The organism is Parviterribacter kavangonensis (assembly GCF_056863335.1).
This window is the reverse complement of sequence record NZ_JBXPJA010000001.1, coordinates 2501030-2527638: the sequence shown is the minus strand read 5'-3', so window position 1 is coordinate 2527638 and position 26609 is coordinate 2501030. Positions and strand designations below refer to the sequence as shown.

Below are 26609 nucleotides of genomic sequence, written 5' to 3'. Positions count from 1 at the left end.
CGGACTCGCGTCAGCGGGTCTTGCGGGCCATCGCGCCGACGAACTCGTCGGGCGAGAGCGGCTGCACCGGCATCGCGGTCAGCTCGGAGCGGTCGGCGCGCAGGCCGTCGAGCAGGATCGTGAGCATCCGCTGCCAGTAGTCCGGGGCGACGCAGCGGGTCTTGTCGGCGACGAAGCTGACCATGAACTGCATGAGCGGGACGTCGAACGCGCCGAGGTCGGCGCGCAGCGCGCCCGCCTCCTGCGCGCGGCGGACGATCCGCATCGCGAGCGGGGCGATGCGCTCCCGCCCGCGGGCGACCTGCTCGCGACCGCGGTCGCCGCTGAGCAGGACCTCCTTGAGGCCGCTGTCGGCGGCGTGCGCCGCGCACGCCTCGCGCAGGAACGTCTCGAACCCCGTCCACGGGTCCTCGGCCTCGAGCCCGCGGCGGGCCGCACCTTCGATCGCGCGGATCTTCTCCTCGAAGAGCGCCTCGATGAGGTCGTCCTTGCTTGGGAACCGCCGGTAGACCGTGCCGACGCCGACGCCCGCAGCGTGCGCGATGTCGTCGAGCGAGACGTCGACGCCGCGCTCCGCGAACACCTCGGCGGCCGCGGCGAGGATCCGCTGGCGGTTGCGCTCGGCGTCGGCGCGGAGGGGACGTTCGGCGGTGGCCACGGTGCCAGTGTAGACGAAAACGGAGACAAGTCCTCCAGTTCGTGCTACCGTGCGCGAAGAACTTGAGGAACCACCTCCACTTCGGAAGAGAGCCGCCCCGGATGCCACCCCAGACCAACCCCCACCACGAGCGCCGCTGGCTGATCCTCGGCGTCATCGCCATGGCCCAGCTCATGGTCGTGCTCGACGCGACGATCGTGAACATCGCGCTGCCCAGCGCCCAGGCGGACCTCGGCTTCGACGACGCCTCGCGCCAGTGGATCGTCACCGCGTACGCGCTGGCGTTCGGCTCGCTGCTGCTCCTCGGCGGTCGTCTCGGCGACCTCTTCGGGCGCAAGTGGGCGTTCATCGGCGGCCTGCTCGGCTTCGCGATCGCCTCGGCGATCGGCGGTGCGGCGCAGTCCTTCGGCGTGCTCGTCGGCGCTCGCGCGCTGCAGGGCGTCTTCGGCGCGGTGCTCGCCCCGTCGGCGCTCGCCCTGCTGGCGACGATCTTCACCGACCCGTCCGAGCGCGGGAAGGCGTTCGGCATCTTCGGCGCGCTCGCCGGCGGCGGCGCGGCCATCGGCCTGCTGCTCGGCGGCATCCTCACCGAGACGCTGTCGTGGCGCTGGTGCCTCTACGTGAACCTGCTCTTCGCGATCCCCGCCGCGCTGGCCGGGCTGCGGCTGCTCGTCAACGAGATGCATCCGAGCCGTCCGCCGCTGGACCTCCCCGGCACGCTGACCGCGAGCGCCGGCCTCTTCGCGCTGGTCTACGGCTTCTCGAACTCCGAGACGCACTCGTGGGGCCACCCGGTGACGATCTTCATGCTCGCGGCCGCCGTCGTGCTCCTGTCGGCGTTCGTGTGGATCGAGTCGCGGGCGAAGCACCCGCTCCTGCCGCTGCGCGTCATCACCGACCGCACGCGCGGCGGGTCGTACCTCGCGATCGGCCTGTCGGGCATCGCGATGTTCGCCGTGTTCCTGTTCCTGACGTACTTCCTGCAGGAGTCGAAGGGCTTCACGCCGATCCAGACCGGGCTCGCGTTCCTGCCGATGCCGTTCGCGATCACGATCACCGCGACCTCGGTGAACATCAAGTTCCTCGCGAAGGTCGGGCCGCGGCCGCTCATCGTCACGGGCATGACGCTCGGCGCGATCGGGATGGTGTACCTCGCCCAGCTGACGCCTGACTCGAGCTACCTCACGCACGTGCTGCCCGCGCTGCTCGTCATGGGCGTCGGGATGGGGAACATCTTCGCTCCGGCGATCAGCAGCGCGACCTACGGCGTGCAGCCGCGTGACGCGGGCGTCGCGTCGGCGATGGTGAACACGATGCAGCAGGTCGGCGGGTCGATCGGCACGGCGCTGCTGAGCTCGATCTTCGCGAGCGCCGCGACGTCGTACGCCTCGTCGCACACGCCCTCGCCCGACCTGGCGCAGGCGGCCGCCGTCCACGGCTACACCGTCGCGTTCTGGATCGCAGCGGGCGTGTTCGCCGCGGGCGCCGTGATCGTCGCGTTCACGATGCGGCCGGTGCGCGTCGGGGAGCCGGCGGGCGAGCCCGTGCTGGCCCACTGATCGTCGCAGGCGGGTAGCGGCAGCTCGCACACGGCGGCGAGCGCACGGACGAGCTCGGGGCGGAGCGGGAAGAGCGGCATGGTTGCCATGCTGGTCCCGCTCCCGCCGGCCGGTGTTGCGAAGTGGTGACGACTCAGGCGGCGCGCGGTTCGAGCGCGCCGGCGTTCGTGCGCTCCAGGCTGATCATCGCGATGTCGTCGCTCTGCTCCCCGCGCGCGAACGCATCGATCGACCGCAGGACGAGCCGGGCGACGCTCTCCTCGCCGTCCGCGTCGAGCGACGACAGCGCGCGGACGAGCCGCTCCTCCCCGAAGCGGCCGGTCTCGCCGGTCGCGTCGATCACCCCGTCGGTGTAGAGCAGGAGCTGGTCGCCGGGCCGCACGTGCGCGGTCGTCCCGACGACGTCGACGTCGTGCTCGATCCCCAGCGTGGGGCTCGTCCGCCCGATGGGGTGGACCTCGCCGCCGCGGCGCAGCAGCGGCAGCGGGTGGCCGGCGGAGTGGATGAGCACCTCGTCGCCGGCCGACACCGTGACGATCGCGACGGTGCACAGCGCCGGGAGCACGTCCTGCCGGGTGCGCAGCCGGTCGTTGGCGACGCGCAATGCGTGCGCGGGATCGCCCGTCGTCGCGATGACCGCGGCGAGCGTGTGGCGAACCATCGCCGTCAGCGCCGCCGCCTCGGCGCCCTTGCCGACGACGTCGCCGATCAGCACCGCCCACCCGCGCGGGAAGCCGACGACGTCGTAGAAGTCCCCGCCGACCTCGTTGAGCACGCCCGCCGGGCGGTAGACGCTCGAGACTGCCCAGCCCTCGACGGACGGGAGCGAGTCCGGCAGCAGCCCGGCCTGCAGCGTGTGCGCGATGTGCGCTCGCTCGTGGTTGAGCTGCGCGTTCTTGATCGCGACGCCCGCCTGGCGGCCCAGGTCGGAGGCCAGGTCGAGGTCGCGCGCGTCGAAGCGCCGCGCGGTCGACGAGACGAACGTCAGCGTCCCCAGCACCTCCTCGCCCGCCCGCAGCGCGACGACCATCCCCGACCGCAGGTTCGCCCGCCGCAGCGCTTCGCGGTGCTCGTCCGACGTCGCGCCGGCCAGGAGCTCCTCGTCGCTCTGGGGTGCCCACAGCGTCGGCTCCCCCGATGCCGCGGTGCGCGACAGCGGACGGCCGGGCAAGAGCTCGCCGCCGAACGCGGTGCGCAGCCGCCACCCCAGCGCGCGCAGCTCGGGGTCGCGGTGCGCGACCGCGACGGGGCGCAGGCCGCCCCGCGCTCCGGCGAGGTCGATGAGCGCCCAGTCGGCCAGGCCGGGCACCGCCGCGTCGGCCATCGCCTGCAGCGTCTCGGCCAGCCCCGCGGCGTCGGTCGGCTGCCGGGCGGCCTCGGCGAGCACGGCCTGGGCGAGCTCGCCGCGCTTGGACTCGGTGACGTCGTCGATGAGGTTCACCGCCATCACCGGCCGGCCCTCGTCGTCGACGACCGGCGTCGCCTTGTTCAGCAGCCACCGCTCCTCGCCGGTGGCCCGGACGATGTTGCGCACGAGCACCGGCGGCGGCGCCGGATCGCCGGCGAGCACGCGCTGACCGGGGAGATCGGTGAGGTCGATCGCCTCGCCGTGCTCGTCGTAGGCCTCGAACCGCGCCATGAGCTCCTGCGACGTCACGCCGAGCAGCGCCTGCGGGTCGGGCACGCGCAGGAGGTCGGCGGCGGCGCGGTTGGCGTAGACGAGGGCGCCCTCGCGGCTGCGCACCATGATCGCCGCGTCGACGGTGCGCAGGATCGCCTCGAGCTGCTGCTCGGTGCTCGACAGCTCGCGCGACAGCGCCGCGTTGTCGAGCGCGAGCGCCGCGCGCCCGCCGATCGTCGCCACCGCGCCCACCGCCTCGCTGTCGAAGCGGGTCCGCGGCGCCATCGTGCCGAGGGTCAGCACGCCGACCGTCCGGCCGCGCGCGACCAGCGGCACCGACACGATCGAGTCCATCTCGAACGCCCGCAGCAGGTCGAGGTCGGCCGCGTCGTGGGCGAGTCGCTGCCGCGCCTCGTCGTCGAAGTCCGAGATGAGCGCCGGGCGCTGCGTCGCGATCGTCCCGGCGGAGCTGCCGGCGACCTCCGCCCGGCTCGGGGGTCGCGCCATGAACCGCTGCATGAGCGCCGGGTCGCCAGTGAACGTCCCCGCGAGCCGCTGGGCCTGCCCCTCGGCCGTCACGCGGTCGATGACGCAGAAGTCCGCCAGCGACGGCACGAGCACCTCCGCGATCGCCTGCGCGGTGTCCTGCACGTTGCGCGTGCCGGTCGCGATGACGCCGATCTCGGCCATCGCGCGCATGCGCGCGGTCTCGCGCCGCAGTCGCTGGCGGAAGACGGCCATGAGCACCGCGAAGACCGAGGCCATCGTCACGACCGACAGCGGCACCCAGTACGACCAGCTGTCGACGTTGTCGTTCCAGATGGCGGCCAGCAGCGCCGCGGTGACTGCCGCGAGCGCCGCGATCCGTGTGCGCGCGGGCGTCGTCGTCAGGCCGCAGAGCAGCGGCGCGCTGACGACCAGCCCGATGAGGACGACCCTCTCGCCCAGGGTCGCGTCGATCGCGACCACGACCGCGATGACGCCGAGGGCGACGAGCAGGGGAGCGGGCGGGTCAGCGTGCACGCGCGTCCCGCGCGCGCAGGCGCGGGCTGTCGGAGATGACCCCCCGGCGGCGCAGGCCGGCGATCAGCGTCTCGCCGTCGAGGTCCAAGAGCTTCGCCGCCGCCGGGCGCAGGGCGACGCCGAGGGTGAACGGCGGCGCGTTCGGCTCGGGCGCCTGGCGCGAGACGACGCGCCCGTCGAGCTCCACCCGTGCGCCCGCCCAGCCTCCGTCGACCGTGATCGACAGCGACGTGTGCGCGCCGAGGACGAGCGGCGGGATCGCGCCGGCGTGGGGAGCGAGCGGGGTGACGACGAGCATGTCGTCGTCGCCGACGGCGACGAGCGGCCCGCCCGCGGCGAGCGTGTACGCGCTCGAGCCCAGCGGCGTCGCGACGACGACGCCGTCGCCCGCCATGCGCGCGAACTGCGCGCCGTCGACGTCGACGTCGAGCACGACCTGCCCGGCGCCCCCGCGCACGACCGCGAGGTCGTTGAACGCCTCGCCGAGCGGCTCGCCGTCGCGGGTGACCATGAGCGCCGGCAGCGCGCGCGGGTCGCCCTCGCCGCGTGCGACGCGGTCGAGCGCGGTGGCGACGTCGCCGGCCTTCACCGACGTCAGCGCGCCGAGGCTGCCGCACGCGACGCCGAGCACCGGCGCGCCGACGGGCTCGGCCGCGTGCAGCGCCGCCAGGACCGTCCCGTCGCCGCCGACGGCGACGATCACCGTGCATGCGTTCGGCTCGATCGGGTCGGCGACGCGCCGGTCCTGCCCCTCGACGAGGATCTGCCCGAACACGTGCCCGTGCCCGACCGCCCAGTCGCGCACGGCGGCGATGGCGTCGTCGATCGGACGTCGCGGGTGCACGACGACGCCGACGACGCCGGTCTGCGTGGGGACAGCCACGGTGCGGAGACCCTACGCGAGCGCGCGAGCGCTGTGGTGACGGGCGTTCGGCAGGAACCGGAGCTCCCGACCACTAGCCTTGCGCGCCATGCCCAGCCCCAGGACCATCGTGCTCCCGGCCGTCGCGGCGCTCGCGCTCGCGCTCGGCGCCTGCGGTGACGACGACGAGAACGGCAGCACCGGAACCGCCGCCGCCGAGCAGACGCAGGCCGAGACCACCCAGTCCACGGCGTCGGAGCCGGCGGCGATCTCCAAGGACCTCGAGGAGAAGCCCTCGATCACGCCGCCCGGGGGCGACGCGCCGACGACCCTCGAGAAGGAGGACGTCGTCAAGGGCAAGGGGAAGGTCGCCAAGCCCGGCGACAACGTGTCGGTGCAGTACGTCGGCGTGAACTGGTCCGACGGGGCGGAGTTCGACGCGTCGTGGAACCGCGGCGAGCCGTTCACGTTCACGCTCGGCGCCGGCCAGGTCATCCCCGGCTGGGACGAGGGCGTGAAGGGCATGCGGGTCGGCGGGCGCCGCCAGCTCGTCATCCCGCCGGACCAGGCGTACGGCCCGCAGGGGTCGCCGCCGGCGATCGGCCCGAACGAGACGCTCATCTTCGTCGTCGACCTCGAGAAGGTCCAGTCCGGCAAGTAGCGCCGCCGCGCTACACTTGTGCGCTCGACCTGCCCCTCGGCGGGTCGCTTCTCTGTCAGGCCCGAAGTCGGAGTCACACCATGGCCCGAGGCGACGTGCGGATCGGAGTCACCCTCGCGTGCGAGGAGTGCAAGCGCCGCAACTACATGACCAAGAAGTCGAAGCGGAACAACCCCGACCGCATCACGCTGCGCAAGTTCTGCAAGTGGTGCCGGACGCACACCGCCCACCGGGAGACCCGGTAGGCACGTCGTCCCGTGGCCCGCGATCGTCAGCGAGCGAAGGCGCGCAAGCAGCGCCGCCTTCCCCGGGAGTCCAAGCGCGACGACGCGCGGACGCCCGACGTCCCCGGGGTCCCCGGGGATCCGGGTGACGTTCCCGACGTCTCGGGCGCCTCGCACGACGACGACCTGCTGCCGCAGGAGCAGCCGATCCATCGCGAGAACGTCCCCGGGCCGTTCGAGCACAGCGGCGAGGTCGACGAGTTCGAGGCGGCGCTGGTGTCGGGCGCCGACGGCGAGCCCGAGGCCGACCCCGACGCCGCCGAGCGCGCCGCGCTGGGCGACGAGGCCGACGCCGAGGACGCGTTCGGGCGCGAGCGCGAGGAGGAGGCCCCGCCCGTCGTCGGCGCGGTCGCCGCGCGCGGCTCCGACGCTCCGGCCCACGGCCCCGGCGGCGGCCGCTTCATCAACTTCCTGCGCGCCTCGTGGGCCGAGCTCCAGCGCGTGCAGTGGCCGGACCGCCGGCAGGTCGGTCAGGCGACCGCGGTCGTGCTTGGCTTCGTCGTGGTCGCGGGGCTCTTCCTGGGCGCCGCGGACTACGTGGCCAAGGAACTCGTCGACTTCATCATCTAGTCCCCGCCTTCTTCACGAGAGCTTCCAAGCAATGTTCCGCTGGTACGTCGTCAACACCTACTCAGGGCACGAGAACAAGGTCAAGCAGAACCTCGAGCACCGCGTGTCCACCATGGGGCAGAAGCGCTCCGTGCGTCAGGTCGTCGTCCCCACCGAGACCACCTCGGAGATGAAGGACGGCCAGAAGATCACGGTCGAGAAGCGCACGATGCCCGGCTACGTGCTCGTGAACATGGACCTCAACGAGGACTCGTGGCAGGTCGTCAAGGGCACGCCGGGCGTGACGGGCTTCGTCGGCGCCTCGAACGAGCCCGTGCCGCTCACGCAGCCCGAGGTCGACCGCCTGCTGCACCGCGAGGTCGCGGTGCGCGAGCGCAAGAAGACGACGTACACGATCGGCGAGAGCGTCAAGGTCATCTCGGGCCCGCTCTCCGACTTCACCGGTGAGATCGCGGAGATCAACGAGGATTCCAGCCGCCTGAAGGTCCTCGTTAGCATCTTCGGCCGCGAGACCCCGGTCGAGGTCGGCTTCGACCAGGTGAAGAAGGTCTAGGAATGGCTAAGAAGGTCCTCACAACCATCAAGCTTCAGGCCCCCGGCGGCCAGGCAAGCCCGGCTCCGCCGGTCGGCCCCGCGCTGGGTCAGCACGGGATCAACATCATGGAGTTCGTCAAGGCGTTCAACGCCCAGACGGCGGGCGACATGGGCGTGACGATCCCGGTGGAGATCACGGTCTTCGAGGACCGCTCGTTCACCTTCATCACGAAGACCCCGCCGGCCGCGGTGCTCATCCGCCAGGCGATCGGGATCGAGAAGGGCTCGAGCGAGCCGCACAAGGACAAGGTCGGCACGATCAGCCAGGCTCAGCTGCGCGAGATCGCCGAGAAGAAGCTCCAGGACCTGAACGCGCACGACGTGGACCAGGCCGCGAAGATCATCGCCGGGACCGCCCGCTCGATGGGCGTGGAGGTGTCGGGCTGATGCCCAAGCACGGCAGGAAGTTCGTCGAGGCGAAGGCGAAGGTCGACCGGACGCGCGAGTACGCGCCGGGCGAGGCCGTCCGTCTCGTCAAGGAGACCAAGCGCGCGAGCTTCGACGAGTCCGTCGAGGTCCACATCCGCACCGGGCTGAACGTCCGCCACGCCGACGAGCAGCTGCGCGGCACCGTCGCGCTGCCGCACGGGCTCGGCAAGGACGTGACCGTCGCGGTGTTCGCCAAGGGCGACAAGGCCCGCGAGGCCGAGGAGGCCGGCGCGGACGTCGTCGGCGCCGATGACCTCGCGGAGCGCGTCCAGGAGGGCTTCACCGACTTCGACGTGGCGATCGCGACGCCGGACATGATGCCGGTCGTCGGCCGCCTCGGCCGCATCCTCGGCCCGCAGGGCAAGATGCCGAACCCGCGCGTCGGCACGGTGACGATGGACGTCGCCAAGGCCGTCAGCGAGTCGAAGGCCGGCAAGATCGAGTACCGGACGGACCGCACCGCGAACGTCCACATCACGATCGGCAAGACCTCGTTCGACGAGAAGGCGCTGCTCGACAACTACACGACGTTGCTCGAGGAGATCATCCGCGCCAAGCCGTCGGGCGCGAAGGGCCGCTACATCAAGTCGATCACGCTCGCGTCCACGATGGGCCCGGGCATCAAGGTCGATCCGTCCCGCACCCGCTCGGAGTCGGAGGTGCCCGCGCCCGCGAGCGCGTAAGGCACATCCGCTCTCCGAAGACCGCGGGCGGCCATCACCGCTTAAGACCCGCGCAGGAGGCTCATGAACCGAGAGCAGAAGGCTGCCGTGATCGAGGAGATCGCGGCCAACATCAGAGAGGCGCAGGCGGTGTTCGCGGTCGACTACCGCGGGCTCAGCGTGCCCCAGGCCAGCGAGCTGCGAACGCAGCTGCGCGCGGCGGACACCCAGTTCGCCGTCGTGAAGAACACGCTGACCGAGCGGGCCGCCGATGCCGCGGACGCCCCGGCGCTGAAGGAGCTCCTCGAGGGCCCGACCGCGCTGGCGTTCGTCCGGGGCGACGCCGCCGCCGCGGCGAAGGCGCTGCGCGACTACGCGCGGGCGACCGACCTGCTGCCGTTCAAGGGCGGCTTCATGGACGGTCAGGCGCTGTCGCCGGAGGACATCGGCGCGATCGCCCGGCTCCCCAGTCGCGAGGTGCTCTACGGGCAGCTCGTCGGCGTGGTGGCGCACCCGATCGCCGGACTCGCCCGGACGCTCAACGCGCTCGTCGGCGGTCTCGCGATCGCGCTCGGCGCGATCCGCGACCAGGGGCTCGTGGGCGGAGACGCCCCGGCCGAGGCACCTGCCGCCGAGGCGAGCGCCGAGGAGACCCCCTCTCCGGAGGAGGCCTCCGAGGCCGCGGACGCTCCGAACCAGCCGGCGCCGCTCCCCGAGGAGAGCGCCGACGACCCGGACGCCGGCCCCGCCGGTGACCCCGAGCCCGCTCAGCCCGATCAGGCCGAGGGCGCGGACGACGAATCGGCAACTTCGTAAGAGAACTTCGTAGAGAGAGGAACAGAACATGGCTACCAGCACCCAGGACTGGATCGACGAGCTCAAGTCGATCTCCGTGCTCGAGCTCGCCGAGCGCATCAAGGCCCTCGAGGAGGAGTTCGGCGTCTCCGCGACGGCGGTCGCCGCTGCGGCCCCGGCTGCGGGCGGCGGCGACGGCGGCGGCGGCGAGGCCGCCGAGGAGCAGACGGCGTTCGACGTCGTCCTCACCGGCGCCGGCGACAAGAAGATCCAGGTCATCAAGGTCGTCCGCGCGGCCACCGGCCTGGGCCTGAAGGAGGCCAAGGCGCTCGTCGACGAGGCCCCGAAGCCCGTCAAGGAGGGCGTCGAGCGCGAGGAGGCCGACAAGCTCAAGGCCGAGCTCGAGGAGGCCGGCGCCTCCGTCGAGGTCAAGTAGGGCCGACGGCAAGATCCGTTTCGTCCGGAGGTCCCTGCGGCCTCCGGAGCGAAATCCTCGAGGGGGCGCGGAGACGCGCCCCTTCCTCGTTCCGGAGGCAGAAGCGTCCGCCCGGTGCGGTTGGCTTCACCGCATGAGCGTTCTCCGGCTGGTCGCGCCTCTCCTCGTGCTGCTCGCGTCGCTGGCCCCGGCGGCCGTCGCGGACGCGGCGACGGTCACCGCGTCGGGGACGACGCTCAGCTACCTCGCCGACCAGCAGGAGAAGAACCAGCTGACGATCAGCCTGGCGGGCGACGTCTACACGATCTCCGACCAGGGGCCCGGCAGCGGCGGCGTCACGGTCAGCGCGAAGGGGTCGTGCACGTCGACCGCCAAGAACACGGCGACATGCCCGGCGGCCGGCATCACGCTCGTCAACGTCGAGACGGGCGACCTCAACGACACGGTGGTCCTGAACGCGGCGACGCCGGCGATCATCCGGGCCGGCGGCGGCACGGACACGATCACCGGCGGCGCGGGCAACGACCAGCTCTTCGGCGACGACGAGTCCGACACCGTCAATGGCGGCGCCGGCAACGACGTCATCGCCGGCGGGAACGGGCCGGACACGCTCGACGGCGGCGACGGCGACGACAGCTTCCCGGCCGATCCCGCGGGCGACGCCGTCTCGGGCGGCACCGGCACCGACACGGCCGACTACTCGACGCGCACTACGAACCTGATCGTGACGCTCGACGGGCAGGCCGGCGACGGCGAGCCGAACGAGAACGACAACGTCGGCGTCGACGTCGAGAACGTCCTCGGCGGCGCGGGCGCCGACACGCTCACCGGCAGCGAGGCCGCGAACCTGCTCGCCGGCAACGGGGGCAACGACGTCCTCGTCGGCGCGGGTGCCAACGACACGCTGGGCGGCGGGGCCGGCGACGACGTCCTGTCCGGGGGTGCGGGCCCGGATGTCATCAACGGCGACGAGGGCCGGGACCGGGCGACGTACGAGGGGCTCGCCGCGGCGGTCCGCGTGACGCTCGACGGCAACGCCGACGACGGCGCCCCGGGGGAGGGCGACAACGTGGGCGCGACGGTCGAGGACGTGACCGGCGGCTTCGCGGGCGACACGCTCGCCGGCTCGGCGATCGCGAACCTCCTGTCGGGCGGGCTCGGCAACGACCGCCTGCTCGGCGGTGCCGGCCCCGACGTCCTTGACGCCGGACCCGGCGACGACGCGATCCAGGCGCTCGACGGCGAGGTCGACCAGGTGCAGTGCGGCGATGGCACCGACAGCGCCGTCGCCGACAAGACCGACGTGCTGACCGGCTGCGAGGCCAGCGTCCTCGGATCGGTCATCACGATCCGCTCGGCCAAGCTGCGGATGCGCAAGGGCGTCGTGCCCGTCGCGGTCACGTGCGCGGCCGCGGCGTTCGACGGCTGCCGCGGGACGCTGCGGATCGCGACGCTCGCGCGCAAGACGCTCGGCCGCAAGGCCTACGCGCTCACGCCGGGCCAGGCGGCGACGATCAAGGTGCGGCTGTCGCGCAGCGGCCAGCGGGTCGTGAAGCGCAAGCGCAAGCTGCGGGTCCGCCTGACCGCGACCACCGTCGACGCCGCCGGCGTCACCACGCGCGCGTCGAAGGTCCGCACCCTGCGCGCCGGCTGACGCCCTCTGGCGCGAACCGTGGTTCGCCGCTACAATCCCGCCGTCGACCGATAGTCGCAGCCGCTCTCCTACGGCCCCCTCGCGTACATACGAGGCGTGGCCCGGGCGGGGTCCGTGAGCGTCGACGCGCCTCCCGAAGGAGGCGACGCCTTGCTGTGGTATCTTGGACGGTCCGCGTGTCCGACGGACCGCTCCGCCTCGATCTTCGCTCTCCCTCCGACCCTCTTGAGGAGTCGCCCCAGTGCCTGCCGTTGACGCCCCCCGGGTGCGCCGTTCCTTCGCGCGCCTGAACAAGGTCCTCGATGTCCCGAACCTGATCGACATCCAGCGTCGGTCGTTCGAGTGGCTCACCGATCCGCAGGCGGGCGGCCTGCGGGAGACGATCGACGACATCTCGCCGATCGAGGACTACACGGGCAACCTGGCGGTCCAGTTCGGCGAGTTCGTCTTCGACGACCCCGTCGCGAGCATCGACGAGTGCCGTGAGAAGGACCTCACGTACGCCCGCCCGCTGACCGTCACCGTCGCCTTCATCAACCGGGAGACCGGCGAGATCCGCGAGCAGTCGGTCTTCATGGGCGACTTCCCGTGGATGACCGAGCGGGGCACGTTCATCATCAACGGCACCGAGCGCGTCGTCGTCACGCAGCTCGTCCGCTCGCCCGGCGCCTACCTGATGGAGCCCAAGGACCGCGAGAAGCAGGTCTTCGTCGGCAACCTCATGCCGGCCCGCGGCTCGTGGCTCGAGCTCGAGATCGACAAGAAGGGCCGCGTCTACGTCCGCATCGACCGCAAGCGCAAGCTGCCGGTCACGGTCCTCCTACGCTCGATGGGCTACGCGACCGACGAGGAGATCCTCAGCCTCTTCGAGGACAGCGCGTACATCCGCAACACGATCGAGGCCGACACCGAGGTCACCAAGACCGAGGAGGGCGCCCTCATCGAGCTGTTCAAGAAGCAGCGCCCGGGTGAGCCGCCGAGCGTCGACAACGCCAAGGCGCTCCTCAACCAGCTCTTCTTCGACCCCAAGCGCTACGACCTCACGCGCGTCGGCCGCTACAAGCTCAACTCGCGCCTCGGGCTCGACATCGACCTCGACACGCGCACGCTGACGCACGACGACATCATCGCCCTGGTCCGCGAGCTGGTCCGCCTGCCGCGCGAGCTCGGCCTGCCCGAGGACCCCGATGTCGAGATCAAGGACTACGCGGCCGAGGCCGTGATCCTGCCGCGCGAGCCGATCGCCGACCACCTCGACGAGTACGAGCACTTCGGCAACCGCCGCCTGCGGACCGTCGGCGAGCTCATCCAGGAGGCCTTCCGCATCGGCCTCTACCGGATGGAGCGCGTCGTGCGCGAGCGCCTCACCACCGAGGACGCCGACACGATCACGCCGCAGACGATCATCAACATCCGCCCGGTCGTGGCCGCGCTGAAGGAGTTCTTCGGCTCCTCGCAGCTCAGCCAGTTCATGGACCAGACGAACTCGCTGTCGGGCCTGACGCACCGCCGCCGCCTCAGCGCGCTCGGCGCCGGCGGCCTGACCCGCGAGCGCGCGCCCATCGAGGTGCGCGACGTCCACCCGACGCACTACGGCCGCATGTGCCCGATCGAGACGCCGGAGGGTCCGAACATCGGCCTGATCGGCTCGCTGTCGAGCTACGCCGAGGTCTCGGAGCACGGCTTCGTCACCACGCCGTACCGCGTCATCAAGGACGGCAAGATCACCGACGACATCGTCCACTACGACGCGACGCAGGAGGAGGACCTCCTCATCGCGCAGGCGAACACGCCGGTCGACGACAAGGGCAAGATCACCGTCGACGAGGTGCTCTGCCGCACGCTCGCCGGCCAGTACGTGACCGTCGCCCCGACGGACGTCGACCTCATGGACGTCTCGCCCGACCAGATCTGGTCGGTCGCGACGGCGATGATCCCGTTCCTCGAGCACGACGACGCGAACCGCGCGCTCATGGGCGCGAACATGCAGCGCCAGGCCGTGCCGCTCCTCAAGACCGACGCCCCCGTGGTGGGCACCGGCATGGAGCTGCGCGCCGCGCGCGACACCGGCGACGTCGTGATCGCCCGCGCCGCGGGCACGATCGACTACGTCGACGCGACCCGCATCGTCATCGCCCGCACCGACGGCAGCCGCGACGAGTACGAGCTGCAGAAGTTCATGCGCTCGAACCAGGGCACGCTCATCCACCACAAGCCGCTGGTCAAGCCGGGCCAGGAGGTCGCGGAGGGCGAGGTGCTCGCCGACGGGTCGGCCTCCGACCACGGCGAGATGGCGCTCGGCAAGAACCTGCGCGTCGCCTTCATGTCCTGGGAGGGCTACAACTTCGAGGACGCGATCATCCTCAGCCGCCGCCTCGTGAAGGACGACGAGCTCACCTCGATCCACATCGAGGAGTACGAGATCGACGCCCGCACGACGAAGCTCGGCGACGAGGAGATCACCCGCGACATCCCGAACCGCTCGGAGGAGTCGCTGCGCAACCTCGACGACCGCGGCATCGTCCGCATCGGCGCCGAGGTCGGCTCGGGCGACCTGCTCGTCGGCAAGGTCACGCCGAAGGGCGAGACCGAGCTGACCGCCGAGGAGAAGCTCATCCGCGCGATCTTCAAGGAGAAGGCGCGCGAGGTGCGCGACACCTCGCTGAAGGTGCCGCACGGCGAGGGCGGCGTCGTCATCGACGTCAAGACCTTCTCCCGCGACGCCGGCGACGACCTGCCGCCGGGCGTCAACGAGCTCGTCCGCGTCTTCGTCGCGAAGAAGCGCAAGATCTCCGAGGGCGACAAGCTCGCGGGCCGCCACGGCAACAAGGGCGTCATCTCGCGCATCGTCGACGAGCACGACATGCCGTTCATGGAGGACGGCTCGCCCATCGACGTCATCCTCAACCCGCTCGGCGTCCCGTCGCGCATGAACGTCGGCCAGATCCTCGAGACCCACCTCGGGTGGGCCGCCGCCGAGGGCTGGTACGACGACGGCACCGAGGCCTTCAAGATCGCCGACGGCAACGGCGGCAGCGGGAAGGTCTACACCGCGACGCCCGTCTTCGACGGCGCCTCGGTGGAGGACGTCGACACCGCGCTCGTCAACTGGCAGAAGGCCCACCAGGGCCGCATCCGGATGGACATCGACGAGTCCCGCCCCGCGGGCACCCGCGCGTCGGGCAAGTTCACCCTCTTCAACGGCCGCACCGGCGAGCCGTTCGAGGAGCAGGTGACCGTCGGCTACATGTACATCCTGAAGCTGCTGCACCTCGTGGACGACAAGATCCACGCCCGCTCCACCGGCCCGTACTCGCTCGTCACCCAGCAGCCGCTGGGCGGCAAGGCGCAGTTCGGCGGCCAGCGCTTCGGCGAGATGGAGGTGTGGGCGCTCGAGGCCTACGGCGCGGCGTACACGCTGCAGGAGATGCTCACGATCAAGTCCGACGACACCGTCGGGCGCGTGAAGGCCTACGAGGCGATCGTCAAGGGCGAGAACATCGCCGAGCCGTCCATCCCCGAGTCGTTCAAGGTGCTGCTGAAGGAGATGCAGTCCCTCGCGCTCGACGTCAACGTGGTGTCCGAGGAGGGCAACCGCGCGGAGATGGGCGACGAGGACGACGACCTCCTGCGCGCCGCGGAGGAGCTCGGCATCGACCTGTCCGGCGTCCGCGCCGGCGGCCCCGACGAGGCCGCCGACGAAGGCACCGACACGACCGACGCGACGGACGCGTCGGCCGAGGACCTCGCCGACGACGAGGAGATCGGGGCCGAGATCCCGACCCCCGACGCCGTCCCCGACATCGACCTCGACGCCGACATCCCCCTCGGCGACGACGAGAACTAGCTCAAGACCGGAACCAGGGAACAGCCTGTGATCGACATCAACAACTTCGACGCGATCGAGATCGGCCTCGCGTCCAGCAAGCAGATCCGGTCGTGGTCCTCGGGCGAGGTCACGAAGCCGGAGACCATCAACTACCGCACGCTCAAGCCCGAGAAGGACGGCCTGTTCTGCGAGCGCATCTTCGGTCCGACGAAGGACTGGGAGTGCTACTGCGGCAAGTACAAGCGCGTCCGGTACAAGGGCATCGTCTGCGAGCGCTGCGGCGTTGAGGTCACGCGGTCCAAGGTGCGCCGTGAGCGCATGGGCCACATCGACCTCGCCGCCCCGGTGAGCCACATCTGGTTCTTCAAGGGCGTCCCGAGCCGCATCGGCTACCTGCTCGACATGGCCCCGAAGGACCTCGAGAAGGTCCTGTACTTCGCCGCGTCCATCGTGACGTGGGTCGACGACGAGGCCCGCGAGCGCGACCTGCCCGAGCTCGAGACCCGCGTCAACGAGGTCATCGACTCGTACACGGCCGAGCGCGAGGAGCGCGTCCTCGAGCTGCGCGAGCAGCTCGCCCGCCGCGAGAAGCACCTCGAGTCCGGCGACCAGAAGGACTTCGACGACGAGGACTACATGTGGTCCGAGTCGCTCGACGTGAACGTCAAGAAGCTCGACGACGACGAGCGCGCGAAGATGCTCAAGGAGCTGCGCAAGACGTTCGAGGCCGACATCGCCGACACCGAGGCGTACATCGAGGACGCCATCGAGCGCATGCGCGCGGTCTGGGACCTCTTCCGCGAGATGGGCCCGAAGCAGATCGAGCACGACGAGACGATCTTCCGCGAGCTCAAGGAGCGCTTCGGCTCCCCGTACGGCTTCGGCGAGTACTTCCGCGGCGGCATGGGCGCCGAGGCGATCCGCGACCTGCTCGAGCAGGTCGACCTGGACGCCGAGGCCGCCGACCTCGAGGAGCAGGTGCGCACCGGCAAGGGCCAGAAGCAGGCCCGCGCGGTCAAGCGCCTGAAGGTCGTCGACGCGTTCCGGCGCTCGGGCAACCGCCCCGACCAGATGATCCTGGAGGCCGTCCCGGTCATCCCGCCGGAGCTGCGCCCGATGGTCCAGCTCGACGGCGGCCGGTTCGCCACGTCGGACCTCAACGACCTCTACCGCCGCGTCATCAACCGCAACAACCGCCTCAAGCGGCTGCTCGACCTCGGCGCGCCGGAGATCATCGTCAACAACGAGAAGCGGATGCTGCAGGAGGCCGTCGACGCGCTGTTCGACAACGGCCGCCGCGGCCGGCCCGTCACGGGCCCGGGCAACCGCCCGCTGAAGTCGCTCTCGGACATGCTCAAGGGCAAGCAGGGCCGGTTCCGCCAGAACCTGCTCGGCAAGCGCGTGGACTACTCGGGCCGCTCGGTCATCGTGTCGGGCCCGTACCTGAAGCTGCACCAGTGCGGCCTGCCGAAGCTCATGGCGCTCGAGCTGTTCAAGCCGTTCATCATGGCCCGGCTCGTCGAGCGCAAGGCGGCGCAGAACATCAAGGCCGCCAAGAAGATGGTCGACTCGATGATCCCGGAGGTCTGGGACGTCCTCGAGGAGGTCATCCACGAGCACCCGGTGCTGCTCAACCGCGCGCCGACGCTCCACCGCCTGGGCATCCAGGCGTTCGAGCCGGTGCTCGTCGAGGGCAAGGCCATCCAGGTCCACCCGCTCGTCTGCCACGCGTTCAACGCGGACTTCGACGGCGACCAGATGGCGGTCCACCTCCCGCTCAGCGCCGAGGCGCAGGCGGAGGCGCGGCTGCTCATGCTCTCGAGCAACAACATCCTGTCGCCGGCGCACGGCGCGCCGCTCGCGACGCCGACCCAGGACATGGTCCTCGGCGCGTACTACCTGACGTACGGCCCGGAGGCCGCCGAGCTCGAGGAGATCGACCCGAGCACGTACGAGCCGCGCCCGCACGTCTTCCGCACCGCGCAGGAGGCCGAGCTCTCCTACGAGAACGGCGTCGTGAAGCTGCACGACCTGGCCGAGTACCGGCCGAAGGGGCAGAGCACGCGCCTGACGACGGTCGGCCGCATCATCTACAACGACCGCATCGAGCGGGCGCTGGAGGAGGCGCTCGGCGACGAGTTCGATCCCGCCGAGTACGACTTCGTCAACCAGTCGATCCGCAAGCGCGACAGCGTGCGCCTCATCGACGCGCTCGTGCAGCGGTACGGCCCGTCGACGATCGCGCTGGTCCTCGACGCCTTCAAGGACCTCGGGTTCCGGTTCGCCACGCGCGCCGGCATCACGATCTCCAAGAACGACGTCGTGATCCCGCCGAGCAAGTCCCAGATCCTCGAGAAGTACGACTCCCGGGTCGGCGAGATCGAGGAGCAGTACGAGATGGGCCTGCTCAGCCAGCAGGACCGGCACGAGGCGGTCGTCAACACCTGGAACCAGGCGACCGACGAGGTCGCGACGGCCATGGAGGAGCACTTCGACCAGACGAACCCCATCTGGATGATGGCCTCGTCCGGCGCCCGTGGCTCCGCCAAGCAGATCCGCCAGCTGGCGGGCATGCGCGGCCTGATGTCCAACCCGAAGGGTGAGATCATCGAGCGCCCGATCAAGGCCAACTTCATGGAAGGCCTGACGGTCCTCGAGTACTTCATCTCGACCCACGGCGCCCGCAAGGGCCTCGCCGACACGGCGCTGCGCACCGCGGACTCCGGCTACCTGACCCGCCGTCTCGTCGACGTGGCGCAGGACGTCATCGTCCGCGAGGTCGACTGCGGCAGCGAGGACTCGATCGAGCTCGAGGTGCTCACGCGCGCGGGTGACCCGAACGACAACCTCGTCGGGCGCATCGCCGCGTCGGACGCCCACGGCATCGAGGCCGGGCAGCTCATCGGCCGCGACGACCTCGACCGTCTGGTGGCGGCGGAGGCCGAGCGGATCGCCGTCCGGTCGGTGCTGAAGTGCCGCGCGCAGACCGGCGTCTGCCAGCAGTGCTACGGCGTCGCGCCGGCCACGGGCCAGATGGTCCAGATCGGCGACGCGGTCGGCATCATCGCCGCCCAGTCGATCGGCGAGCCGGGCACGCAGCTGACCATGCGGACGTTCCACACCGGCGGCGTCGCCGGCGCGGACATCACGCACGGCCTCCCGCGTGTCGTGGAGCTCTTCGAGGCCCGCAAGCCGAAGGGCCTCGCGGAGATCGCCCGTGAGGACGGCGTCGTCTCGGTCGAGGAGACCGAGAAGGCGCTGACCGTCGTCGTCACCGACGACTCGGGCGAGGAGCACCGCTACGCCTTCCCGCGCCGCACCCGGATCTTCGTGTCCGAGGGCGAGCGGATCGAGGCCGGCCGCCAGCTCAACGAGGGCTCGCTGTACCCGGCGGACCTGCTGGCGATCCGCGGCCGGACCGAGACCGAGCAGTACCTGGTCGCCCAGGTGCAGGAGGTCTACAAGTCCCAGGGCGTGGACATCAACGACAAGCACATCGAGCTGATCGCCCGCCAGATGCTCAAGCGCATCCGGATCGAGCAGCGCGGCGACACGGACTACCTCCCGGGGCAGTACGTGGACCGCAACGAGTTCCTGCGCTCGATGGAGGGCATCGACGGCGCTCCGGCCCAGTACGAGGAGACGATCCTCGGCATCACGAAGGCCTCGCTCAACACCGAGTCCTTCCTCTCGGCCGCCTCCTTCCAGGAGACGACGAAGGTGCTGACCGATGCGGCGCTCGAGGGCAAGATCGACCGCCTCAACGGCCTGAAGGAGAACGTCATCATCGGCAAGCTCATCCCGGCCGCGACGGGGCTCAAGCGCTACCGCCGCATCGAGATCGAGCCGGCCGAGCCGCTCCCGCGCGCGATGGACGCCGTGGGCCTGCTCGACCACGACGACATCGCGGCCGAGCTCGGCCTCGGTGACGGCGACGGCCTGAGCGACTTCGGCTCGGCGTTCTCCGAGGACATCGCCGCGCTGGACGAGATCGGCGCCGGCGGCGGCGGTGGCGGCGACACCGGGTTCGCCGAGGAGCTCGCCGACCTCGACGTGCCCGACGACCAGCGGTAGTCCCTCGGCTGTAGTTCGTCGGCCGGGCCCGCGCGCTCCTACAGCGCGCGGGCACCCAGCCGATCAAGCAAGGGATGGGGCCTCGTGCTCACCGTCTCTTGCTGCTCTCGCTCGCGATCCTCGCCGGGATCCTGGCCCTGCCCGCATCCGCAGGCGCCGCGACGTACGTGCTGCGGCCGAACGTCGACATCTCCGGCAGCGGCGGGTGGACGATCGTCCCGACCGGCATGCCGGGCTGGGCCGTCCTCAACGATCCCATCACCGAGCCCACGGTCCCGACGACCACGGACGACTACGCGAGCACCACGTCCGGCGGCACGCAGACCGGCGAGGTCGGGTTCTCCGACATGCCGCTCAACGGCGAACGCGTCCTCTCGATCAGCCTTTGGACGTACACGCAGCCGGGCAGCGAGCGAAGCCTCAAGCTCGAGTTGACGTCTGGACTTACGTCGCTCGCCTCCATCACGGTGCCGAAGAACGCGCCGGCCGCCTGGCGTGAGGTCCAGTACGTCGTGCCGGCCGGCACGGCGTTCACGCAGGCCGAGCTCGACGACCTGCGGTGGCGCCTGACGACGAGCGGCAACAGGAGCACGACGCCGGTGATCCTCTACGCGGGCTACGCCCACGTGGCGACCGACCTCCCGCCGGACCCGCCCACCATCACCTCCTCGCCCGGCGCCCTCGGCAACGACGCCACGCCGACGTGGAGCTTCACGACCGCGGCGGGCACGGGCGCCGAGTGCCGCGTGGAGTCGGGCGGTGCGATGGTCATCGACTGGGCCGCGTGCACCGGCACCTACTCGCCCGACCTGTCGCTGCGCGCCGACGCCCTGTACACCTTCCTCGTGCGGGCCAAGGACGGCGCCGGCGTCACGAGCGCTCCGGCGACCTCGGACTACACGCTCGACCGCGCCGGCCCCGCGGCGCCCGTCTTCGTCACGACACCGACGTCCCCATCCGCCGAGGAATCCCCGACGTGGGACTTCACCTACGAACCCGGCGCTCCCATCGTGGAGTGCCGTGTGCGTTCCGGGGGGCTCGACGTCGTCGGCTGGGCGCCGTGCTCGACGCCGGCGGGCTTCGACATGTCCGCCCAGCCGGACGGGACCTACGACTTCGAGACCCGGGTCACCGACGCCGCCGGCAACATCGGTGCGACCGCCACGTCGGTGTTCGTCCTCGACCGGACCGTCCCGGCGCCGCCCGACGTCACCGTGACACCCGCGGCCTTCGCCGGCGACCCGTCGCCGTCCTGGTCGTTCAGCGCGGACGGCGCCGGGTCGTACGAGTGCCGCCTCGAGGCCGACGGGACGCTGGTCTACGACTACACCGCGTGCGCGAGCCCGCACCAGGAGCTCGCGCCGCTGAGCGCCGACGGCACGTACCGCCTCCTCGTCCGCGGCGTCGGGCCCGGCGGTACCGGCCCCGAGACCGCGGCCGACTACGTGTTCGACACGACCGCCCCGGCGCCGCCGATCATCGACACGCCGCCCCCGTCCCCGTCGGCGGATCCGCAGCCCGAGCTGACGTTCTCGACGAGCGGCGAGCCCGGCTCGACGTTCGACTGCCGGGTCGAGAGCGGGGGAGCGGGGCTCACGGCGTGGACGGCGTGCACGAGCCCGGCGACGTACGACCTGACCTCGCTCGGCAGCGGCAGCTACGACCTCGCCGTCCGCGTCGTCGACCGCGCCGGCAACCCCGGCGCCGCGTCGACCGCCGCGTACGTGCTCGACACCACCGCGCCGGGCACCCCGGCGATCGACGACGGCCCCGGCCCGGTCGGGAACGGCCGCTCGCCGGCGTGGCAGTTCTCGAGCACGACGTCGTCGGCGTTCGAGTGCCGGCTGGTCGACGCCGGCGGCAACCCGGTGGGGCTCGACTGGACGAGCTGCACGACCCCGCGCGGCTTCGACCTCACCGGCCAGCTCGACGGCACGTACACCTTCGAGGTCCGCGGCGTGAGCCCGACCTTCGTCACCGGCCCCGCGGCCACGGCGGTCTACGAGCTCGACACGAGCGCGCCGGCCGCGCCGTCGCTGTCGCTGCCGGCGTCCCCGTCGGCCGACGACCGTCCGTCCTTCGGCTTCACCGGCGAGCCCGGCGCGACCTTCGAGTGCGCTCTGCTCAGCGGCGGCGTCGAGATCGCCGAGTACGGGCCCTGCACGAGCCCCGACGCGTTCGACCTCAGCGCCGCGCCGGACGGGACGTACGACTTCGAGGTCCGCGCCACCGACCTCGCCGGCAACACCGGGCCTGAGGCGATCGGCAGCTACGTGCTCGACCGCAGCGTCCCGGCCGCGCCGTCCATCACCGCCGAGCCGGCCGCCACCGGCAACGGCCGTTCGCCGTCGTGGACGTTCTCCGGGTCCGCCGCGCGGTACGAGTGCCGATTCGAGCGCGACGGCACCATGATGGCCGGCCTCGACTGGCAGGCGTGCACAGCGGCCACCCCGGTGCCGCTCGACCTCACCGGCGAGCCGGACGCGACCTACACGTTCCGCGTCCGCGGCTACAGCATCACCGACGTGCAGGGTGCCGAGACGAGCCGGACGTACGTGCTCGACACGGCGGTGCCCGCGGCGCCGTCGATCACCGGTGGCCCGGCGACGCTGTCGGCCGACGACACGCCGGCGTGGAGCTTCACCGGGGAGTTGCAGGCGACCTTCCGCTGCCGGCTCGACGGCGGCGCGTGGACGAGCTGCACGAGCCCCGAGTCGCGCGACCTCACCGCGCCCGGGGCCGACGGCCCGCACACCTTCGAGGTCGAGCAGACCGACGAGGCCGGCAACACCGGTCCCGCCGCGGCGTCGTCGTACACGCTCGACCGCTCCCAGCCGCCCGCGCCCGCGCTGACCCCGGCGCAGGGGCCGCGCGGCACGAGCCGCTCGCCCTCGTGGTCGTTCAGCGGCGCCGGCGCGGGGCAGACCTACGAGTGCAGCTTCGGCGGCTCGCCGTACGCGGCGTGCACGAGCCCGCGCGCCGAGGACCTCACCTCCGCGACCGACGGCGTGCGGACGTTCGCGGTGCGGATCGTCAGCGCGACGAACGTGCGCGGCCCGGCGGCGACGAGCGCCTACGAGCTCGACACCACCGGCCCCGCGGCGCCGGCGTTCACCGCGACCCCGGGCGCCACCGGCAGCGCCGACCGCCCGGCGTGGTCGTTCACGGCCGAGGCCGGCGCGACGACCGAGTGCCGCGTCGAGCTGGGGGGCGGCGTCGTCGACGACTGGGCCCCGTGCGCGAGCCCGCGGACCGTCGACCTCTCGACCCGGCCGGACGGCCTCTGGACGCTCAAGGTCCGCGCGACCGACGCGCTCGGCACGACCGGCGCGGTGGCGGCCTCCGACTACCGCCTGGACCGGAGCGCGCCGGTGCCCCCCACGATCGACGGCGGGCCGGGCGCGCTCGGCGCGACCCGGACGCCGGGCTGGTCGTTCTCGGGCGAGGGCAGCGCCGCGTTCGAGTGCCGGCTCGAGCGCGACGGCGCCGTGCTCCTCGACTGGGCCTCGTGCGCGAGCCCCCGCCCGTACGACCTCACCGGCTCCGCCGACGGCACCTACACCTTCATCGTCCGCTCGTTCGACGCCGCGGGCAACCGCAGCGCCTCGGCCGCGTCGGCCTACACGCTCGACACCACGCCGGGCGCCGTGCGCATCGACAGCGGGCCGGGGCTGCTCGGCCGTGACCGCCGCCCGGCCTGGGCGTTCTCGGGCGACGCAGCGGCGGGCTTCAGCTGCCGCCTCTCGCTCGCCGGCCAGGACGTCGCGCCGCTGGCGGCCTGCGTCAGCCCGTTCGGCTTCGACCTCGCCGGCCGGCCCGATGGCGCCTACCGCTTCGCCGTGCGGTCGTTCGACGCGGCCGGCAACGCGTCGGGCGACGCCACCGCCGACTACGAGCTCGACACCACCGCCCCCGCCGCGCCGGACGTGACGTCGGCGCCGTCGTCGCCGGGCACCGACCGCTCGCCCACGTGGCGCTTCACGGCCGAGGCGAAGGCGCGCATCGAGTGCCGGCTCGAGCGGCGCACGATCGCGATCGAGGACTGGGCGCCGTGCACGAGCCCCTACACCGCCGACCTGTCGAAGGCGCCCGTCGACGTCGCGACGCGCTTCATGGTCCGCGCGATCGACCGGGCGGGGAACACGGGAGCGACCGCCAGCCGCTCGTACACGCTCGAGGCGCAGCAGACGAAGAGCGATCCGGAGCCGCAGCCGAAGAGCGACGACCCCGCGCCGCCGGCCGGGTCGGGCGCGGGCACGCCGGCGCCGCCCGCCGATCCGCCGTCCTCGAGCGAGCCCGCCCCGGCTGCCGAGGAGGGCCACGACGCCTCCGTCGCCGGCGACGCGCCCGCCACCCCTCCTGCCCGGCCGCGCTCCGCGTCGCCGGGCTTCCGCCTGCCGCACGAGGCGGGCGGGCTGCCGCGCTCGCCGCGCCAGCGCCGCGCGGCGCCGGCGGCCTCCGCCAAGCGTCCGGAGCGCACGCCGGAGCCCGTGGCCCCGCGGCGCCATCGCACCGGGATCACCGGCGCGCTGAACGACGTCGCCGGCGCGGTCTACGACGGCGTGCGTACAGCTACGAGCGTCGTGGTCGATCACCCGGACAAGTCCGTCTTCCCGATGTCCCTGCTCTTCATCGTCCTCGGCTTCCTCGGCGTCCAGAGCCGGATCGATCGTTCCGATCCGAAGCTCGCGCTCGCGCCCGTCCATGCCGATCCGGATCTGGACTTCACGTGAGCGCCGCGGTCAACACCACTTCCACCAGCGGGGGAGAGCTCGTCCCGATCGCCGAGCGCCTGCGCTACATGCAGGGCTTCCGGCTGGTGCTGATCGCCGTGGTGGCCGGTTCGGCGGCGCTGGCGAGCGAGGCACTCGACGCGTCCGTGCTCGTGCTCGCCGCGGTGAGCGCCGGCTACCTGGGATTGACGGCGCTGACCACCTTCACGACGCGGATGACCCGCACGGGGGCGCAGCGCGTGTTCGGCGCCGTGCTCATGCTCGACGGCGTCTACCTCGGCTGGGCGTCGTACGCCACTGGCGGCGCGGGCAGTCCCGTCCGCTACCTCATCGTCCTGCACCTCATCGCCGTCGCGCTGCTCGCGTCCTACCGGACCGGCATGAAGCTGGCGATGTGGCACTCGCTGTTGCTGCTCGTCGTCTACTACGCGCAGCAGGCGCGCCTGCTGCGGCCCCTCGAGGACGACGCGGCGCTCGGCGGCATCGGCAGCCCGTTCGAGCAGCTGCTCGCCTTCAGCGCCGTCTTCTGGCTCGTCGCCGTCGTGACCGCGGGGTTCTCCGCGGTCAACGAGCGCGAGCTGCGCCGGCGCCGCTACGACCTCGAGGCGCTCGCCGCGATGGCGCGCCGCCTGGAGGAGGTCGAGGGCTCGTCGGCGGTGGCCGATGCCGTGCTCGACCGCGTCTGCGACACCTTCGACGTCGAGCGCGGGGCCGTGCTCGCCGCCGCCGACGGGCGTGATCTGACCGTCCTGGCACGCCGCGGCGAGGTCCTCGCGGCGGGCGCCGGCCACGACGCTGGCGACGCCGTGCGCGAGGCGATGCGCACCGGCGAGACGCGCCTGCTCAAGCGCGTGGATCCCGACGGCGACGCCGGCCTGGCCGCCGTCCTGCCCGGTGGGGCCAACCTCGTCATCGTGCCGCTCGCCGCCGGCGGCCAGCCGCTCGGCGTGCTCGTCATCGAGCACCCGCTGCGCGCCGGGTCGCGGATCGAGCGCCGCGTCGTCGGCATGCTCGAGCGCTTCGCCGCTCACGGCTCGCTGGCGCTGCGCAACGCCTGGCTGCTCGAGCAGATCCAGCACGTCGCGGCGACCGACTCGCTCACCGGCCTGGCCAACCGCGCGACGTTCCAGCGCGTCCTGGGCAAGGAGCTCGCCCGGGTCCAGCGCAACGGCGGGTCGGCCGCGCTCGTCCTGCTCGACCTCGACCACTTCAAGCGGCTCAACGACACGTTCGGCCACCAGACCGGCGACGCCGTGCTGCAGCGTGTCGCCGAGGTGCTCGACGACACCTGCCGCAGCTTCGACACCCCCGTCCGGTACGGCGGCGAGGAGTTCGCGGTCGTGCTCCCGCACACGACGCCGGCCGAGGCCGGCCAGGTCGCCGAGCGGCTGCGCGCGAGCATCGCCGAGTCGGGAACCGACCCGTCGGTGACGGTCAGCGTGGGCGTCGCCTGCTTCCCCTCGGACGCCGAGGACGCCGACGCGCTGTTCGAGGCGGCCGACGCCGCGCTGTACGCCTCCAAGCGGGGCGGGCGGGACCGGGTGACTGCGGCCCGTCAGGTCGCTTTGCCACCGGCGGACGCGCTCTAGTTAGCGGGAGCCCCGTGGCGGGGACCCCCGTTGGCGACCGTGGCCGCCCAATCTTCGAGTTGCATCGCGTGCTCACCGGTGAGACCGGTGTCGGGCGACGTGCGTAGGAGCAGGGTGGGAGCGGACCGCTCGGCAGCCCAGGCGTGGCACGCGTCGTTGAACGCGTCGTCGATCCAGGCGGCCGGCCGGTCGCCGAGGTGCTCGTCGATCGCGCCGAGCTTCCAGTGGCCCGGCATCGTCGTCCCGGCCGGGACGTGGTCGTCGAAGCTCAGGTGCGGCAGCCCGGAGGGCACGCCGAGCGCGGCCGGGAGGTGCTCGTCGGCCTTCTCCTCCCAGCCCGTGCACCAGACGAGATCGAAGGTCTCCGCGAGATCGAGCAGGTGCCGCCCCGCCGCCTTCGAAAGGAAGTGCGGGATGCCGTCAACGGAGACGAACACGCCCTCTGGACGTCTGTCCGAAGGGAACCCCCACAGCGAGATGACCCCATCCACGTCGACCAAGAGCACGGGCCTCATACGGAATGCCGCAACTTAGCTGGGGTTCTGCGGAATTGAGCCGCCCTTCAGGTTCATCTCG

Annotated in this window: 18 protein-coding genes; 14 read left to right on the top strand and 4 right to left on the bottom strand. The window is 72.1% G+C overall.

What is annotated here, in order from left to right:
- Positions 1–10: 10 nt before the first annotated feature.
- Positions 11–658 carry a TetR/AcrR family transcriptional regulator gene (locus AC1UE4_RS12940; RefSeq protein ID WP_482917641.1) on the bottom strand — a complete coding sequence of 216 codons (648 nt, stop codon included), beginning with the start codon at positions 656–658 and terminating at the stop codon, positions 11–13.
- Positions 659–759: 101 nt separating this feature from the next.
- Between AC1UE4_RS12940 and AC1UE4_RS12935 the strand changes: the two genes are divergently transcribed.
- Entirely contained in the window at positions 760–2217 is a 1458-nt protein-coding gene (locus AC1UE4_RS12935; protein ID WP_482917640.1) for a DHA2 family efflux MFS transporter permease subunit, read from the top strand.
- A gap of 133 nt (positions 2218–2350) precedes the next feature.
- On the opposite strand, the gene AC1UE4_RS12930 is transcribed toward AC1UE4_RS12935, so the two are convergent.
- Positions 2351–4861: a SpoIIE family protein phosphatase gene (locus AC1UE4_RS12930; protein WP_482917639.1), complete on the bottom strand. Its 2511-nt coding sequence runs from the start codon at positions 4859–4861 to the stop codon at positions 2351–2353.
- The gene (locus AC1UE4_RS12925; protein WP_482917638.1) at positions 4851–5744 is read right to left on the bottom strand and encodes an NAD(+)/NADH kinase; all 894 of its coding nucleotides are present in this window, start codon (positions 5742–5744) and stop codon (positions 4851–4853) included. Before AC1UE4_RS12925 ends, AC1UE4_RS12930 begins: the two co-directional genes overlap by 11 nt.
- A gap of 247 nt (positions 5745–5991) precedes the next feature.
- Here AC1UE4_RS12925 and AC1UE4_RS12920 point away from each other — a divergent pair, with 247 nt between their 5' ends.
- From AC1UE4_RS12920 to AC1UE4_RS12860, 13 genes are all read left to right on the top strand, one after another.
- Positions 5992–6384 (top strand): FKBP-type peptidyl-prolyl cis-trans isomerase, encoded by a 393-nt coding sequence (locus tag AC1UE4_RS12920; RefSeq protein ID WP_482918241.1) that lies wholly within the window; start codon positions 5992–5994, stop codon positions 6382–6384.
- Between the two features lie 80 nt (positions 6385–6464).
- Positions 6465–6629: a 50S ribosomal protein L33 gene (rpmG, locus tag AC1UE4_RS12915; protein WP_482917637.1), complete on the top strand. Its 165-nt coding sequence runs from the start codon at positions 6465–6467 to the stop codon at positions 6627–6629.
- Between the two features lie 12 nt (positions 6630–6641).
- Complete coding sequence (gene secE, locus AC1UE4_RS12910; protein WP_482917636.1) at positions 6642–7238, top strand: preprotein translocase subunit SecE; 597 nt, start codon at positions 6642–6644, stop codon at positions 7236–7238.
- A gap of 31 nt (positions 7239–7269) precedes the next feature.
- A complete protein-coding gene (nusG, locus tag AC1UE4_RS12905) occupies positions 7270–7791 on the top strand; it encodes a transcription termination/antitermination protein NusG (protein ID WP_482917635.1) in 522 nt (173 codons plus the stop codon).
- A gap of 2 nt (positions 7792–7793) precedes the next feature.
- Positions 7794–8219 (top strand): 50S ribosomal protein L11, encoded by a 426-nt coding sequence (rplK, locus tag AC1UE4_RS12900; protein ID WP_482917634.1) that lies wholly within the window; start codon positions 7794–7796, stop codon positions 8217–8219.
- Positions 8219–8944 (top strand): 50S ribosomal protein L1, encoded by a 726-nt coding sequence (gene rplA / locus AC1UE4_RS12895; protein ID WP_482917633.1) that lies wholly within the window; start codon positions 8219–8221, stop codon positions 8942–8944. Before rplK ends, rplA begins: the two co-directional genes overlap by 1 nt.
- A gap of 63 nt (positions 8945–9007) precedes the next feature.
- A complete protein-coding gene (gene rplJ / locus AC1UE4_RS12890; protein WP_482917632.1) occupies positions 9008–9739 on the top strand; it encodes a 50S ribosomal protein L10 in 732 nt (243 codons plus the stop codon).
- Between the two features lie 28 nt (positions 9740–9767).
- On the top strand, positions 9768–10154 hold the full coding sequence (rplL, locus tag AC1UE4_RS12885; protein WP_482917631.1) for a 50S ribosomal protein L7/L12: 387 nt from the start codon (positions 9768–9770) through the stop codon (positions 10152–10154).
- A gap of 133 nt (positions 10155–10287) precedes the next feature.
- Entirely contained in the window at positions 10288–11808 is a 1521-nt protein-coding gene (locus AC1UE4_RS12880; RefSeq protein ID WP_482917630.1) for a calcium-binding protein, read from the top strand.
- Positions 11809–12049: 241 nt separating this feature from the next.
- A complete protein-coding gene (rpoB, locus tag AC1UE4_RS12875) occupies positions 12050–15655 on the top strand; it encodes a DNA-directed RNA polymerase subunit beta (protein WP_482917629.1) in 3606 nt (1201 codons plus the stop codon).
- A gap of 27 nt (positions 15656–15682) precedes the next feature.
- Complete coding sequence (locus AC1UE4_RS12870) at positions 15683–19711, top strand: DNA-directed RNA polymerase subunit beta' (protein ID WP_482917628.1); 4029 nt, start codon at positions 15683–15685, stop codon at positions 19709–19711.
- Positions 19712–19809: 98 nt separating this feature from the next.
- Positions 19810–24444, top strand: a complete 4635-nt coding sequence (locus AC1UE4_RS12865) for an Ig-like domain repeat protein (RefSeq protein WP_482917627.1) — start codon at positions 19810–19812, stop codon at positions 24442–24444.
- Positions 24441–26033 carry a GGDEF domain-containing protein gene (locus AC1UE4_RS12860; protein WP_482917626.1) on the top strand — a complete coding sequence of 531 codons (1593 nt, stop codon included), beginning with the start codon at positions 24441–24443 and terminating at the stop codon, positions 26031–26033. Before AC1UE4_RS12865 ends, AC1UE4_RS12860 begins: the two co-directional genes overlap by 4 nt.
- Here AC1UE4_RS12860 and AC1UE4_RS12855 read toward each other — a convergent pair.
- Complete coding sequence (locus AC1UE4_RS12855) at positions 26030–26548, bottom strand: HAD domain-containing protein (RefSeq protein ID WP_482917625.1); 519 nt, start codon at positions 26546–26548, stop codon at positions 26030–26032. The genes AC1UE4_RS12860 and AC1UE4_RS12855 overlap by 4 nt on opposite strands.
- Positions 26549–26609 lie beyond the last annotated feature (61 nt).

What these genes read in the sequence shown, in the direction of transcription:
- AC1UE4_RS12935 (WP_482917640.1), top strand. Translation starts at nt 760, where the DNA reads ATGCCACCCCAGACCAACCCCCACCACGAGCGCCGCTGGCTGATCCTC.
- rpmG (WP_482917637.1), top strand. Translation starts at nt 6,465, where the DNA reads ATGGCCCGAGGCGACGTGCGGATCGGAGTCACCCTCGCGTGCGAGGAG.
- nusG (WP_482917635.1), top strand. Translation starts at nt 7,270, where the DNA reads ATGTTCCGCTGGTACGTCGTCAACACCTACTCAGGGCACGAGAACAAG.
- rplK (WP_482917634.1), top strand. Translation starts at nt 7,794, where the DNA reads ATGGCTAAGAAGGTCCTCACAACCATCAAGCTTCAGGCCCCCGGCGGC.
- rplA (WP_482917633.1), top strand. Translation starts at nt 8,219, where the DNA reads ATGCCCAAGCACGGCAGGAAGTTCGTCGAGGCGAAGGCGAAGGTCGAC.
- rplJ (WP_482917632.1), top strand. Translation starts at nt 9,008, where the DNA reads ATGAACCGAGAGCAGAAGGCTGCCGTGATCGAGGAGATCGCGGCCAAC.
- rplL (WP_482917631.1), top strand. Translation starts at nt 9,768, where the DNA reads ATGGCTACCAGCACCCAGGACTGGATCGACGAGCTCAAGTCGATCTCC.
- AC1UE4_RS12880 (WP_482917630.1), top strand. Translation starts at nt 10,288, where the DNA reads ATGAGCGTTCTCCGGCTGGTCGCGCCTCTCCTCGTGCTGCTCGCGTCG.
- AC1UE4_RS12855 (WP_482917625.1), bottom strand. Translation starts at nt 26,548, where the DNA reads ATGAGGCCCGTGCTCTTGGTCGACGTGGATGGGGTCATCTCGCTGTGG.